General features: G+C 65.7%; 13 protein-coding genes. 8 read left to right on the forward strand and 5 right to left on the reverse strand.

The annotated features are described in order from the left end of the window. Positions 1-53 precede the first annotated feature (53 nt). On the forward strand, positions 54-977 hold the full coding sequence (locus AC5LXX_RS32150) for a LysR family transcriptional regulator (RefSeq protein WP_322081056.1): 924 nt from the start codon (positions 54-56) through the stop codon (positions 975-977). A gap of 154 nt (positions 978-1,131) precedes the next feature. Then, positions 1,132-1,458 (forward strand): EthD family reductase, encoded by a 327-nt coding sequence (locus AC5LXX_RS32155; protein WP_493414139.1) that lies wholly within the window; start codon positions 1,132-1,134, stop codon positions 1,456-1,458. A 218-nt stretch (positions 1,459-1,676) separates the two neighbouring features. Here AC5LXX_RS32155 and AC5LXX_RS32160 read toward each other — a convergent pair whose 3' ends face one another. After that, positions 1,677-1,985 carry a hypothetical protein gene (locus AC5LXX_RS32160; protein WP_493414140.1) on the reverse strand — a complete coding sequence of 103 codons (309 nt, stop codon included), beginning with the start codon at positions 1,983-1,985 and terminating at the stop codon, positions 1,677-1,679. A gap of 439 nt (positions 1,986-2,424) precedes the next feature. Continuing rightward, the gene (locus AC5LXX_RS32165; RefSeq protein ID WP_493414141.1) at positions 2,425-3,318 is read right to left on the reverse strand and encodes a LysR family transcriptional regulator; all 894 of its coding nucleotides are present in this window, start codon (positions 3,316-3,318) and stop codon (positions 2,425-2,427) included. 107 nt (positions 3,319-3,425) lie between these two features. Here AC5LXX_RS32165 and AC5LXX_RS32170 point away from each other — a divergent pair, with 107 nt between their 5' ends. From AC5LXX_RS32170 to AC5LXX_RS32190, 5 genes are all read left to right on the forward strand, one after another. Beyond that, the gene (locus AC5LXX_RS32170) at positions 3,426-4,034 is read left to right on the forward strand and encodes a short chain dehydrogenase (protein ID WP_493414142.1); all 609 of its coding nucleotides are present in this window, start codon (positions 3,426-3,428) and stop codon (positions 4,032-4,034) included. Positions 4,035-4,235: 201 nt separating this feature from the next. Next, on the forward strand, positions 4,236-4,673 hold the full coding sequence (locus AC5LXX_RS32175) for a tetratricopeptide repeat protein (protein WP_493414143.1): 438 nt from the start codon (positions 4,236-4,238) through the stop codon (positions 4,671-4,673). Between the two features lie 39 nt (positions 4,674-4,712). Beyond that, on the forward strand, positions 4,713-5,162 hold the full coding sequence (locus AC5LXX_RS32180) for a GNAT family N-acetyltransferase (protein WP_493414144.1): 450 nt from the start codon (positions 4,713-4,715) through the stop codon (positions 5,160-5,162). Positions 5,163-5,273: 111 nt separating this feature from the next. After that, positions 5,274-6,686 (forward strand): response regulator c-di-GMP phosphodiesterase, NosR family, encoded by a 1,413-nt coding sequence (nosR, locus tag AC5LXX_RS32185; protein ID WP_493414145.1) that lies wholly within the window; start codon positions 5,274-5,276, stop codon positions 6,684-6,686. A gap of 64 nt (positions 6,687-6,750) precedes the next feature. Continuing rightward, a complete protein-coding gene (locus tag AC5LXX_RS32190; protein WP_493414146.1) occupies positions 6,751-8,520 on the forward strand; it encodes a histidine kinase in 1,770 nt (589 codons plus the stop codon). Positions 8,521-8,570: 50 nt separating this feature from the next. On the opposite strand, the gene AC5LXX_RS32195 is transcribed toward AC5LXX_RS32190, so the two are convergent. From AC5LXX_RS32195 to AC5LXX_RS32205, 3 genes are all read right to left on the reverse strand, one after another. Further along, on the reverse strand, positions 8,571-9,674 hold the full coding sequence (locus AC5LXX_RS32195; RefSeq protein WP_493414147.1) for an extracellular catalytic domain type 1 short-chain-length polyhydroxyalkanoate depolymerase: 1,104 nt from the start codon (positions 9,672-9,674) through the stop codon (positions 8,571-8,573). A gap of 233 nt (positions 9,675-9,907) precedes the next feature. Next, the gene (locus tag AC5LXX_RS32200) at positions 9,908-11,614 is read right to left on the reverse strand and encodes a cobaltochelatase CobT-related protein (protein ID WP_493414148.1); all 1,707 of its coding nucleotides are present in this window, start codon (positions 11,612-11,614) and stop codon (positions 9,908-9,910) included. A 4-nt stretch (positions 11,615-11,618) separates the two neighbouring features. Continuing rightward, positions 11,619-12,821, reverse strand: a complete 1,203-nt coding sequence (locus AC5LXX_RS32205; protein ID WP_493414149.1) for an AAA family ATPase — start codon at positions 12,819-12,821, stop codon at positions 11,619-11,621. Between the two features lie 237 nt (positions 12,822-13,058). Between AC5LXX_RS32205 and AC5LXX_RS32210 the strand changes: the two genes are divergently transcribed. After that, positions 13,059-13,583, forward strand: a complete 525-nt coding sequence (locus tag AC5LXX_RS32210; RefSeq protein WP_493414150.1) for a GNAT family N-acetyltransferase — start codon at positions 13,059-13,061, stop codon at positions 13,581-13,583. The last annotated feature ends 37 nt before the right edge of the window (positions 13,584-13,620 follow it).

Raw genomic sequence — 13,620 nt, forward strand, 5'->3', positions numbered from 1 at the left:
CATGAAGACAATTGACCGAATATCTATAGATACAATCTACTTTTTAGATATATATGCTGGACAACGTCACCATCAATCAGCTTCGGGCATTCGTCGCCGTGTGTGACGAGGGGAGCTTTTCGGGGGCTGCACGCCAGTTGCGGCGTGCACAGTCGGCGATCAGTCACGCGATCAGCGCGCTCGAGAGTGCCTTCGATGTAGTGCTGTTCGAGCGCAACACGCGCAAGGCGACGCTTACGGCCGCGGGCCGCAGCCTCCTGCCCGATGCGCGCGGCGTGATCTCGCGCACCGAGGAAATGAAGATGCGTGCGGTGGCGATTGCTGAAACCGGCGTCCCACAGGTGTCGATCGCCGTGGACACCTATTTTCCGCGTGCGCACCTGATTGCATGCCTGCGTACGCTGCAGGCGGACTTTCCAACGGTCGCAATCAATCTGCGCATGACAACCATGCAGGGCGGCGAGCGTCTGGTTCTCCAGGGCACGTGCGCATTGGCGGTGACGATCACGGACGTGCCCGAGCTGAGCCCCGGCACCGTGGAACGGCATCATTTACTTGATGCACAAATGGTGACCGTATGCGGGCCATTGCATCCACTGGCTGCAATGGCGAAGCCGATTCCGCGCGAGGAATTCGGCCGGCACATCCAGCTCGTCGTCACCGACAATCAGCCCGATGCGGAAAAGACGCAGCAAGGGGTCGCCAGCGAACGCCAGTGGTGGGTGAATGATCTCGGCGCGAAGCACGACTTGCTCAGGGGGAGCCTGTGCTGGGGACATATGCCGCGCCATATGGTCGAGGAAGACCTCGCGAAGGGAACACTCGTCGAGCTACAACGGCGCGCATGGCACATGCGCCCCCTTACGTTCATGATCTCGCAGCGGCGCGGGTACGCGTTTTCCGGATGCGAGACACGGCTGGTCGAGCTTCTCGGCAATTGTCCTTCGCAAAGGGTGCGCAGAGCGAAGTCGACGTGACGTGCGGCCGCTTTCGAAGGCGGCAGGTTCGCCAGAGTGCTTACAATCAGAAGAGTGACGATGCCGATTCCGCAACAAGCGCTTCGCCACGCCTCACGTCGGCGACCTCGATGTCGGTGGCGCCTCGATTACCGTGCAGCAACAGGAGAACCCGATGATCAAAGTCAGTGTCATGTATCCCTACGCCGCAGGCGCGCGATTCGATCATGTCTACTATCGCGAGAGACATATGCCGATGGTGAAACAGCGGCTCGGCGCTGCGTGTCTGTACTACACGGTGGACAAGGGTATCGCAGGCGGTGCGCCGGGCACCGATCCTGTTTACGTGGCCAAGTGCGACTTCATCTGCACTTCCGTCGAAGCTTTCGAGGCAGCCCGCGACCCGCACGCGCAGGAGATCATGGCCGACATCGCCAATTACACGGATATACGCCCCGTGCTGCAAATCAGTGAGGTGGTCGTGGAGCGTGCGGAAGACTGACCAAGGTTTGCATATCGCCGCGCGCCGCATCCGCGTGTGGCGTATCTGAGCGGCCAGTGGCGCCAAGGTGCAAGGGCGACGAGCACCGCTCGGCTGCTGAGCCTCGTCAGACAAGACGCAGGTACTGCTGCAGGTATCGCCGTGGGTTGCGTGCTCATGTAACCGTGAAAAGTTGCTTTGGCGGCCAGATTACCAGTGAGCCCACATGGGGCATCTGTTTAACGGTGATGCGTAAATATTCCTAGGTAATTCGGTACAACCAAAACGAGCGCTGAACATGCCGCAATGCCCCACATGCAGTACAGATACACCTTACCACCGCGGCTCTTGATTACGTGGCGCGCGGCATTGCTATTGCGACTGATCCGGCTAAGTAAAATGCCGCAACCGGCCGTAAGGAGACCAACGATTAGAATCGGCGCAAACCTAAACAAAATAATCGATACCAGCAGACAGAGCGCAAGAAAAACATGGAGAACGAGTAGGCTGGTTACGATCTTGGTTTGATCTGCCGCAATTTTTTCCATCTTGCACCTCCTGTTGGAAGGCTTCGAAAGCGGTGATGGTGTGTGCACGACGGGGCGAAGAATGTCGCGGATGCGCCTATCATGTGTCTCGTCCATTCATCATCGGATATGGGATGCAGTATTGCAACTGGATGCGGACGGCGAGTGCATAGACAACGAAAAGCCCGCTGGGAGCGGGCTTTTCTGGGCGCAACGACTTTGCTGTAGCAGTGGCCGAATGCCGCCGTCATTCCATCTCCTGACTGATGGGGTGGCGTAGGTCTTGGCGTAGCTCTGCGTATCTAGCCTTGTCAGATAACGCGCCGATACTGCTGCATCATCGGCGTGATATTGGCAGAAGTGTTGGCGTGCGTTCACGTGACCGCCTATCCCGCGTCCTGCCGCAGACCGAAGCGAACACTCCCCACTCTCGTGCATACCCTCAAGCAGAAACCGCACGCTACGACGCTTCACGCGCCGCCAAATGCTCGAGCAAATGCGCAACAAAGCGGGTGAGCTTCGGTAGCGGGCGCCGGTCGTGCCGATACACGACATGTACGGGATGCGGCTTCGGTGAATAGTCGTGCAGCACCTGCACCAACGCGCCGCTCGCCAGATCGTGGCTCACGAGGACTTCGGGTTGCAGCAGCAATCCTGCACCTGCGATCGCGGCCATCCGCAGGCCGTTGCCGTCATTGCATGTGAACACCGATTCCGCCGAAAAGTGCGGGCTGTCGTCGTTCCCGAGCTTCCAGCCGTTGCGGCGGTTCCACACCGTGTGAGACAGGCAATGATGCGCGCCCAGATCCTGCGGCGTCTCCGGCCGTCCGTACTGGGCGAGATAGCCCGGAGACGCACAGATCACCATGCGATACAGCGTCAACGGTTTTGCAACGAGATCGGCGTCGCCCAGGTCGCCAATGCGGATCGCCAGATCAAAACCCTCGTCGATCAGGTCGACGTTACGATTGCTCAATTCCAGCTCGACACGCACGTGCGGATACATCTGCCGGAACGTCGCGGCCAGCGGTGCGACGACGCAGGCGCCAAAGGTGATCGGCGCGTTGATTCGCAACGTCCCGGACGGTGACGCGCGCAGCCGTTCGACCGACGTTTCGGCAATACGCATGTGTTCGAGCGCACGCTTGGCGTCTTCGTAAAACCCGCGGCCGGCATCGGTCAGGCTCTGGCGCCGGGTGGTGCGCTCCAGCAGGCGCGCACCGAGCCGCTCCTCCAGTTCGCGCACATATTTGCCAACCATGACCGCCGAGATTTCCAGCCGCTGCGCGGCCTCGGTGAAGTTGCCGCCTTCCACGACGGCAACGAAGGTTTCCATGGCACGCAGTCGGTCCATATTGCGAACTGGAGGTTAGTAGTGTCGGAAATTAGAGCACATTTATGGGCTCGTCGGTTCGGTGAAGAATGGCGGCGTCTCAACCTGAACGCGAAAAGGAGTGTTCGATGAAGATCGTCGTAATCGGTGCCGGCGGGGACGTCGGCCGTGCCGCGGCAGATGAGTTGGCGCGTGACGGCAGGCACGAAATCATTCGTGTCGGCCGCACCCGTGGTGACCGTCTGGCCGACATTACCCGCGACGACAGCGTGGGGTCGCTGTTCGAGCAGATCGGGCGCGTCGACGCCATCGTCGTCGCTGCAGGCAACGTCATTCTGGCGCCCATCGAAAAGATGACGGCGGCCGAGTTCCATCAAGGTCTGCAGGACAAGCTGCTCGGGCAGGTACGCGTCGCGCTGGTTGGCCAGCATTACCTGAGCGACCGCGGCTCGATCACGCTGACGTCCGGCATCGCGGTCGATGATCCGATTGCGCAGGGCACCCATGCCGCCGCGTCGAATGCCGCGATCGAAGGGTTCGTGCGTGCCGCGGCGTGCGATCTTCCGCGCGGTCTGCGCATCAATGCCGTGAGCCCGACCGTGCTGATGGAGTCCATGGACCGGTTCGGGCCGTTCTTTCCCGGCTACGAGGGCGTGCCGGCGGCACGCGTGGCAATGGCCTATCGACGCAGTGTGAAGGGCGTACACAGCGGCCGCATCTATCGGGTCGGGCATTGAAGTAACACGCCCGCCGGCACGCGTCGAGCCAGTCCATCGGAAACCGATGCGCATGCGTCACGGCGCTCGGGTATGCTGCGTCACTGTTGGCTAGCGCGGCGAACACATCAAGCACGGCGCTGCAGGGTGCGGTCGATACCGCATTTGCAACGCCCCGTTCGCCGCCCGACGCCCCTTCCATTTCCAGAAAAAGGACCCCCCATGGCAGAACTGGACAACGCACTTTACGAGCAGATCGGCGCGCTGAGCGAGGCGGGCGACGCGTTGGCGGAAGACGAGGATTTCGAAGGCGCACTCGCGAAATACTGGGAAGCATTCGACCTGCTTCCCGAGCCCAAGACCAACTGGGAGGCCGGCACCTGGCTCATGGCCGCGATCGGCGACGCGAATTTCTTTCAGGAAGACTACGCGGCCGGCCGCGACAATCTCGGCCACGCGATGCATTTCCCCAATGCGGTCGGCAACCCGTTCCTGCATCTGAGGCTCGGCCAGTGCCAGTTCGAACTCGGCAATCTCGACCGCGCGGCGGACGAATTGATGCGCGCCTACATGGGCGGCGGGCCGGAGCTGTTCGAAGACGAGGACGGCAAGTACCTGCGATTCCTGGCCACGCGAGCCGACGGGATCGAGGCGCCCTGACGGGCAGGCGTTTCGTCCGTATCACTCCAATCCCGATCAATGAACCTGACCTTCGTCCCGACCGCGCAAGCCGACGCTGAAACCCTGGTCGCGATCCGCATCGCCGCGATGCGCGACAGCCTCGAACGCATCGGCCGTTTCGATCCGCAGCGTGCGCGCGATCGTTTTCTTGCGTCGTTCGACCCGGCGCTCTGCCGTTTCATCGAAGCCGATGGCGCACGCGCGGGCTTTTACGTGGTCCGGCCGAACGCAGATCACTGGCTGCTCGATCACCTGTACATCGTGCCCGGGCATCAGGGCAAGGGGATCGGCGCGGCCGTGCTGCGCGAGATCTTCGCGCGGGCCGATGCGCAACGCATCACGGTGCGCGTCGGCGCGTTGCGCGGCAGCGCGTCCAACCGTTTCTACGAACGCCACGGCTTCGTGCGGACCGACGAAGCGGAATGGGACATCTACTACGTGCGCGAACCGGATTCGACCATGGCGTAGCGCCCGTTCATTGAAATCGGCACGCACGTATTAGCGTTTTCACCAATATAGGAAAACGCGGGGCCGGCCGATGTTGCAGAGAGGATGTGAATAATTGAACCGAGGCCAATTATGACGACATCTGCAACGAACGACGTGAATGGCGTGCCACCCGAAATTCCCGACGCACCCGCGGCATCCGGCGATGCGGACCGCGCACCGTCGATCCTGCTGGTCGACGACGAGCCGAATGTGTTGTCGGCGCTCAGGCGCGTATTGCGGCCCACCGGTTACGAGATTCTGACCGCCGGCAGCGGCGAGGCCGCACTCGGGATCCTGGCGTCGACGGAGGTCGACCTGATCGTGTCCGACATGCGGATGCCGCACATGAGCGGCGCGGAATTTCTGGCGCGCGCACGGGCGCTGTATCCGGACACGATGCGCATCCTGCTGACCGGCTATGCGGAGATCGCGTCGGTCGTGCAGGCCGTCAACGAAGGCGGCGTGTACCGCTACCTGAACAAGCCGTGGGACGATCACGACCTGCTGCTGACCATCGAGCAGGCGCTGGAGCAGCGCCGTTTGCGCCGCGAAGCGGCCCGGCTGGCTGCGCTGACGGAAGCGCAGAACGACGCGCTGCGGCTGTTCAACACGGAACTCGAAACGCAGGTGCATGCGCGCACCGAGGAACTCGGCCAGACCGTGATGTTCCTGGAGGCCGCGCAACGCGACCTGAAACGCGGCTTCACGGCGATGGTGCAGGTTTGCGCGAGCATGATCGAGCTGCGTTGCGGGGCCGCCAGCGGGCACTCGATGCGGGTCGGCGAGATCGCGCGACGGCTCGCGCTGGCGTCAGAAATGAGCGAGCTGCACGCGCAGGATGTCTATTTCGCGGGGCTGTTGCACGGCATCGGCAAGCTGTCGCTGCCGGATGAATTGCTGCACAAGCCGCTCACGCGGATGACGACGGACGAGCAGCGGCTGTTCCACGAACATCCGCTGCGTGCGCAGATGGTGCTGACGCCTGTCGCGCAATTGCACAAGGTCGCGTCGATCGTGCTGCACCAGTACGAGCGTTTCAACGGGCGCGGCACGCCGGACGGGCTGATCGGCGACGCGATCCCGCCAGGCTCGCGGATCGTTGCGATCGCACGCGATTTCGAAGGGCTGCGCCACGGCGAGATCGGTGCGCCGCATTCGATCGAACAGGCGATCGACGTGTTGCGCTCGCAGGCCGGCGTGCGCTACGACCCGCAACTGGTCGAGCGCTTCACCGAGCTGATGCGCGATCCCGCGAGTCTCGGCATCGCGGCGTCCGTCACCGAGGTCCGGTCGGCGCAACTGCGCGAAGGGATGCGGCTCGCCGACGATCTGCGCACGCATCGCGGCGTGCTGCTGATGACGAAGGGCAGTGTGATGTCGGCACACCAGATCGAACTGGTGCGGCGCTTCGAGACGCGGGAAGGGACACCGTTCGACATCCTCGTGCTGGCCGGCCCGGCGACGTCGGCGCAGGCGCCCGGCGCAGGCGTGCCGCCGGCCTGACGGCCGCGGTGCGCGTCGATCGCGTACCGCGCCGATGCCTTCACCCTGCCACGGGCGCCCGATCATGCATGGCACCTACAACGTCTCCCTCGTCCTGCTGTCGCTCGCGATCGCGACGCTCGCCTCCTATACGACGCTCGACCTCGCGGCCTTCATTTCGCTGCTCGACGACCCGAAGCTGAAGCGGGCGTGGCTGGGCGGCGGCGCGGCGGCAATGGGCACCGGCATCTGGTCGATGCATTTCGTCGGGATGCTCGCATTCTCGCTGCCGATCCCGCTCGGCTATGCGTGGCAGGGCACCGGCATCTCGCTGGCGATCGCCGTGCTGGTATCGTATTTCGCGCTCAATGTCGTCACGCGCGCGCGGCTGGGCTGGCGGCGGCTATGCGCGGGCGGCGTGCTGATGGGCGGCGGGATCGCCGGCATGCATTACACGGGCATGGCCGCAATGCACATGCAGCCGGCCATTCGTTACGATGCCGTGCTGTTTGCCGCATCGATCGGCATCGCGGTGATCGCATCGACGGCCGCGCTATGGATTGCGCAGGCGCTCCGCGCGCAGCAGGCACGCCATGCGACCGCGCAACGCGTCGGCGCGGCCCTCATCATGGGGATTGCCATCACCGGAATGCATTACACGGCGATGGCGGCCGCCCATTTCGCGCCGGATGCGCGATGTGGCGCCGCACGAGGCGTCGACGCACCGTGGCTCGCGACGACGGTTGCGCTGTTTACGATGGCGACGCTGGTCGTCACGCTGATGCTGTGCCGTTTCGATGCGCGGACCACGTTCCTGCGCGGAATGACCGACACGCTCGAACGGCTCGTGCGGTTGCGAACCGACGAGCTCGAACGCGCGCTGCGCCGCTACGAGCAGACGACGCAGATGCTGCAACGCACGCGCGAAAACATGGCGGCCGAGATCGACGAACGCAAGGCCGCGCACGTGCTGCTCGAACAGGAAAAGGACGAACAGCGGCGCCTGCTGCATGCGCTCGCGGAAACGCACGAGCAGTTGCTGCAGTCGGAAAAGCTCGCGTCGATCGGCCAGCTCGCGGCCGGCGTCGCGCACGAGATCAACAATCCGATCGGCTTCGTCAGCGCGAACCTCAATACGTTGAAGACGTGGGTGCGCAGCCTGCTCGACGTGGTCGCCGCACATGAAGCCGCGCTGCCGCTGCACGACCCGGCCGCACGCGACGCGTTGACGGCCGTGCGCCGCGCGGCGGATCTCGACTACGTCCGCGACGAGATCGTGACGCTGATCGACGAATCGATCGACGGCGCGCTGCGCGTGCGGCGCATCGTGCAGGACCTGCGCGATTTCTCGCGTCCGGCCAGCGACGAATGGCGCATCGTCGATCTGCATGCGGGCCTCGATAGCACGCTCAACGTCGTCCACAACGAACTCAAGTACAAGGCCGACGTCGTGCGCGACTACGGCGATGTCCCGCAAGTCGAATGCCTGCCGTCGCAACTGAACCAGGTGTTCATGAACCTGCTGGTCAACGCGGCGCAGGCGATTCCCGAACATGGCGTGATCACGATCCGCACGTCGAGCGACGGCGACCAGGTGTCGATCGCGATCAGCGATACCGGCGCGGGCATGACGCCCGACGTCGTCCGGCGGATCTTCGATCCGTTCTTCACGACGAAACCGGTCGGGCAGGGCACGGGGCTCGGGCTGTCGGTGTCGCACGGCATCGTCGAGCGCCATCGCGGTGCGATCGACGTGACCAGCGAGCCGGGGCGCGGTACCACCTTCCGCGTGCGGCTGCCGGTCCGGCAGGCGGGCGACCGCGCGAGCGCGGCCGAACTCGCGCAACGTGCATGACACCATGATGGCAGCCGCTCGCGCGAAACCGGCACGGGTGCCGCACGTCATCACGTTCGCTTGCGGCGCTGACGGCGAAAGAAATGCCAGAACATGGCGGAGGCGTCCGGCCCGGTGGCGGAATGGAACGGCTCGCGCGGGTCTCCGCCGCTCCATGCATGCTGCAGCCGGCTGACGAGGCAGACCCTGACGACGAGCCGGCCGCCCTTGAGATAGTCGGTGAAGCCCGAATCGCCGCGCGCGTAGGTGCGTTGCTCGCCGACGCGTATCGCGCCGTGTTCGTCGACGAGCCGGTTGAGCCGCGCGAACGCGACGCCGAGTTGCGTCGCGTTCCGGTCGGTCACGACCGTATCCAGTTCGCCATGCATGACGAGGGCCGGCATGCCGGGATAGGCCGCGATGTCGGCGCAGGCATCGATCGCGCGTACCGGATCGTCGCGCAGGCCGCGACGCATCAGGCTCATGGCGGCCATCGTCGACAGCGGCGGCGCGATGGCCGGCCCGGAGTGCAGGCCGACGGCCGCGAAGCGGTCGGGAAACCGGATCGCCAGTGCCGCGGCGAGCCCGGCGCCGGCGGACATGCCGGCGACGTAGATCCGGTCGCGGTCGAAGCCGTGCTGCTGCACGACGGCGTCGACCAGCGAAGCGACCGCCGCGGCTTCGGACTGGGTTGCGTCGCCATGCCAGTGCCAGCAGCGGTGCGGGTGGGTTGTCTTGGCCTGCTCGGGAAACAGCACGGCAAACCCCGACCGTTCCGCGAGTTCGCACATTCGTGTACCCGCGGCAAACGACTCGGCGGTCTGCTTGCAGCCGTGCAGCATGACGACGGCCGGCATGCCCGCCGTCGTCACCGGTGCGGCGGGAAGATACAGCGCGTACGCAAGATGGTTGACGAGCCGGCCGGCACTCGGGCCGGCGGAGTGAAACGCGCGGCGCCACGTGCCGGGCATCGTGTTCGACGGCGCGCGGGCGGCATGCACCGTGCCGGTGCGTCGGGCGGCACGGGCAGGGGCGGCGCCACGGGTCGCCGGCTTGCCCGCCCGCTTGGCCGCCGGCCGCGGTTGGGTGGCCGGTTTCTTCGGGCGGGCACCAGTCGCAACGGAAAACAGTTCGAGCGGCCGCAACCAGATGCTGGACTTCTTTTTCCTGGGCATGAGCAGTGTCGTGCGGGCGGCCGTGGCAGGACGGTACGGCCGAATCCACCGTCGGGTGAAAGTCGTAAGATGCCGAGCAAGATTCGTGCTGCCCGACACACGCGCATCGGAACCGTTGGCCTCGATCGAATGCGGTGGAAGGCTGCATCCTGCGGGCAGCCGCGATTCGCGTTGGCCGCCAACGAGGCTAGTCGCCCGATGTGACGCGCCTGCGAATCGACGTGCGCTGCGTCCTAGCGCCGATCCAGCAGCGTATCGCTCAATACGCTGAACGCCGCGCCCGGCAGCTCGTTCAGGTGTTCGACCACGCTGCTGACCGGATAGAACGACTCGACCGAATCGTCGAGAATCCCGACGCCGATCAGCTCGACGCGTTGCGCGCGCAGCGCATCGACGCGGGCACTCAGGTCGGTGCGCAGGATCGCCGGGTTGCCGTCGCCGGTGGCCGGATAGCCGTCCGACAGCACCATCAGGATCCGCCGGCGCGCACGTTTCGACAGGAGCCGCCCGGCGGCCCAGCTCAAGGCCTCGCCATCGGGATTCTCGTGTCCGCATTCGATGCACGCGAGGCCGCTCGGGTTGTCGGAATCGAACCGCTTGTAGACGCGCAGATCGAGCCGTTCGACGAACCGGTTGTAGCCGAACGTGCGGCGGCCTTCGTCGATCCAGCGCTGGTAGTGCGCACGCATCGCGGCATCCTCGACCGAGCTGTAGCCGAGCACTTCGCAGGCGAAGCCGAGTTGCATCAGCGCGTCGCACAGTGCGGCCGCGCAGAGTCTGGCGAGTTCGATTTTCCTGCCGGCCATCGAGCCGCTGCAGTCGATCAGCAGGCTGACGGCCGCGTCGCGTCCCGGTGCCGCGCGCGGGGTGCGGAACGGCGTGCGATAGCCCGGTGTGGTCGCCAGGCGGACGAGTGACGTCCGGTCGAGCTCGCCGCGCTCCTGTTCGCGCTTCCAGTGCGTCTGCTCGTCCACTTTCAACGCACGTTCGAGCCGGCGCTTGAGCGGTTCGGTCTGCGCGCGGGCCGCACCGCGCAGACGATGCCAGCCGGCCGCGTCACCCTGGCCGGTGAAGTCCGTCACCGTGTCGAACGCGGTCGTCAGCGGGACGGAAAGCAACGGTCGGTTCTCCGCGGACAGGCGAATCGTGCCGGGCGATGCGTCGCCCGGCGTGGGGGTGTCCGTTGATGACGCCGTGTCCGCGATCGCACCGGCGGCGGAATCGGCTGAAACCGGTGCGCGTGCGTCGTCCTCCGACGCGCCGGGTTCGTCCGATTCGAATTCGGCGGCGATGGCCGTGCCGTCGATCGTGTCGTCCGGATCGGCAGTAAACATCATGTTGTTCGCGCCGGCCGATGCCAGCATGCGCACGCGTTCGACGATCCGTTGCGCGGCGCGGATGCTGTCGGCCGTCGACGTCGACGCGCGCGCTTCGCCGACGAGATCGTCGGACGCGGCGAGCGTGGCGTCGAGCGACGGAACGCGCTCCATCGACGAAGGCGGTTCGTCCCACAGCGCGCGTTCGATACGCCACAGCAGCTTGTCGCGCCACGCCATGCGCGGCCAGCGGCGCAGCGTGTCGGCGGCCGACACCGCGCGCATCCGGCGCAGGAACGTGTTCGCGCCGGGATAGATCGCGACGAGGCAACCGGACGCGCGGCGGTCGTCGATCGCTTGCGCAATGGCCCGCACACCGGGCGATGCGAGCGCGGCAACGTCATCGATCGCGCCAAAACGCAACCTTGCCGCATGGAGATCGACGAAGCCGGTGATCGCATCGTCGTCGATCTCGCCGGCGAGCAGCGTATCGGGCAACACCAGCACGTCGCGCTGCACGGCCGGCCCGTGGCGCGCGAACCGCACGTCGATGCCGTGCCGTTGCGTGAGCGTGCGGGCCAGCCGTGTCAGGTGCTGCGACCGCGCGTCGTCGTCCCGGTCCATCGCGTCACGCCTCGACGTCGATGTAGTGGCGGATGATGCTGCGGATCAGGTCGGCGTCTTCCGTGCTGACCTTCGCGTAGAGGGTCGGGCCGGCGGCCGATTCGGGGTCGCCGGTGCGCAGCATCAGCTCGGCCCAGTCGAGCAGGCGGCGCGTCGAGAACGCGCTGGCCAGATCCTCGCGGACGAACGCGGCGCGGCAGTCGGCGGCGATCGCCGCGAGCGTGTCGGCCATTGCCGCCGACATCGCCGCACCGAAGGTCCGCTGCAGCACACGCGCCTCGTCGGCCGGCGGCAGATAGTCGAGGTGGTACACGCGCCAGCGATCGAGGAATGCCTCGTTCATCACGTTGGCGCCCTGGTACAGGTGGCGGAACCGGCCCATCGCGCCCACCGCGTTGGCGGTCGCGAACAGCCGGAACGACGGATGCGGGACGACGATCTCGTTGCCCTTCTCCTTCAGCAGCAGGCGGCCGCCCGGTTCGAGCACGGCGGTCAGCACCGCGAGGATCGCCGGTTCCGCGAAGTCGATCTCGTCGACGATGAGCCACACCCCTTCGCGCATCGCGGTCGGCAGCACGCCGTCGACCCAGATCGTCTCGCCGCCCTTGACGGTCCAAAAGCCGACGAAGTCGCCGACCGTCGTCTGCCCGTTCATGTTCGAGCGCAGCACGCCGTGGCCCGCATGCGCGGCGGCCTGCTCGACGAGGCTCGTCTTTCCCGTGCCCGTGTGACCGATCAGCAGGATGCGGCGGTTCTCGACGATGTCTTCGAGCACGTTCGTCGTGCGGGCGGTGAACAGGTAGGCCGGATTCGGCGGCGGCACGAGCGGCCCGCCCGGGCCGCGCGGCATCGGCACGCCGCCCACGTGCAAGGTGTGCGGTGTGTCGACGTCCGCCGCCGGTCGCGACGCGTGCGCGCGCCGCAGGTCCTGCATGAACCCGGCGCGATGGGCCGGCGCTGCGCGGTCGCCGGCTTCGCGCCGGACGAAGCCTTCCTGCAGCCACTTGTGCAGCTTCGCGTCGAGGTTGTCCGCATCGACGACCGTGTCGACCGACGTGCTGCCGTCGGGCCGGTGATGCTGGATCCGGTACATGTGCGCCCGTTCGGAACGGCTGACGACCCATTGTCCGGCGGACGGGTCGGCCAGTTGCCGGTAGACGCCGAGCACCGACGGGCCGGAGGAGGAGGGAGCAGCGGGTGCGTTCATGGCGGCAGACGAGATGGGCGGCTGGCACTTCATGTCATCGATGCATCGCGTCGATTGTATAGTTTTGCCGCGATGGACGACATGGGTGCATCGCGGGCCGCCATGCCTTGATCAAACGGGTCGAATTTCAGTACCGTAGCAGGCTGGATCGCCTGGCCTTCATCGCCCGTCCGCGGGCAGCCCGGCGTTGCCATCAATCGTGCGCCGGTCGTCGAATCCGGCAAAGGAGCGTGGAGCGTGACGGTGACAGGAACCGACGAACCGGTGATACGCCAAGCAGGCGCGCTGGACGTGCCCGCGGTACTGGCGATCTTTGACGAGGTGATCGCCTGGTTCGCCACCATCGGCAACGAGGGGCAATGGGGCCGCGAGCCTTGGTCGACGTCGCCGAAGCGGATTGCGCTCGTGACCGACGCCTGTGCGCTGCCCGAAGCGTGGGTGGCGGAAGGGCCGGGCGGCCGCATCCTGGGCGCATTGATCCTGGGCGAGGCCATGCCCTACGTGCCTGCCGCGACCGAGCCGGAAATCTACGTGAGAGTGCTGGTTGCGTCGCGCGACGCGCAGGCGCGCGGTGTCGGCCGGCGCCTGATGGCCTTCGCGGACGATCGCGCCCGGGCAGCCGGAGTGACACGCTTGCGCGTGGATTGCTACGGTGGCGGGACAGGGGCGCTGGTGCGTTTCTACGAGTCCTGCGGGTATGAGCGCATTTCAACCTTCGACGTGGACGGTTGGCCGGGGCAATTGCTGGGGCGCCGTGTGTGACGGCGCGCATCATGCTTCGGTTATTTCGATACCGAAT

The organism is Burkholderia torrens, from assembly GCF_984668525.1.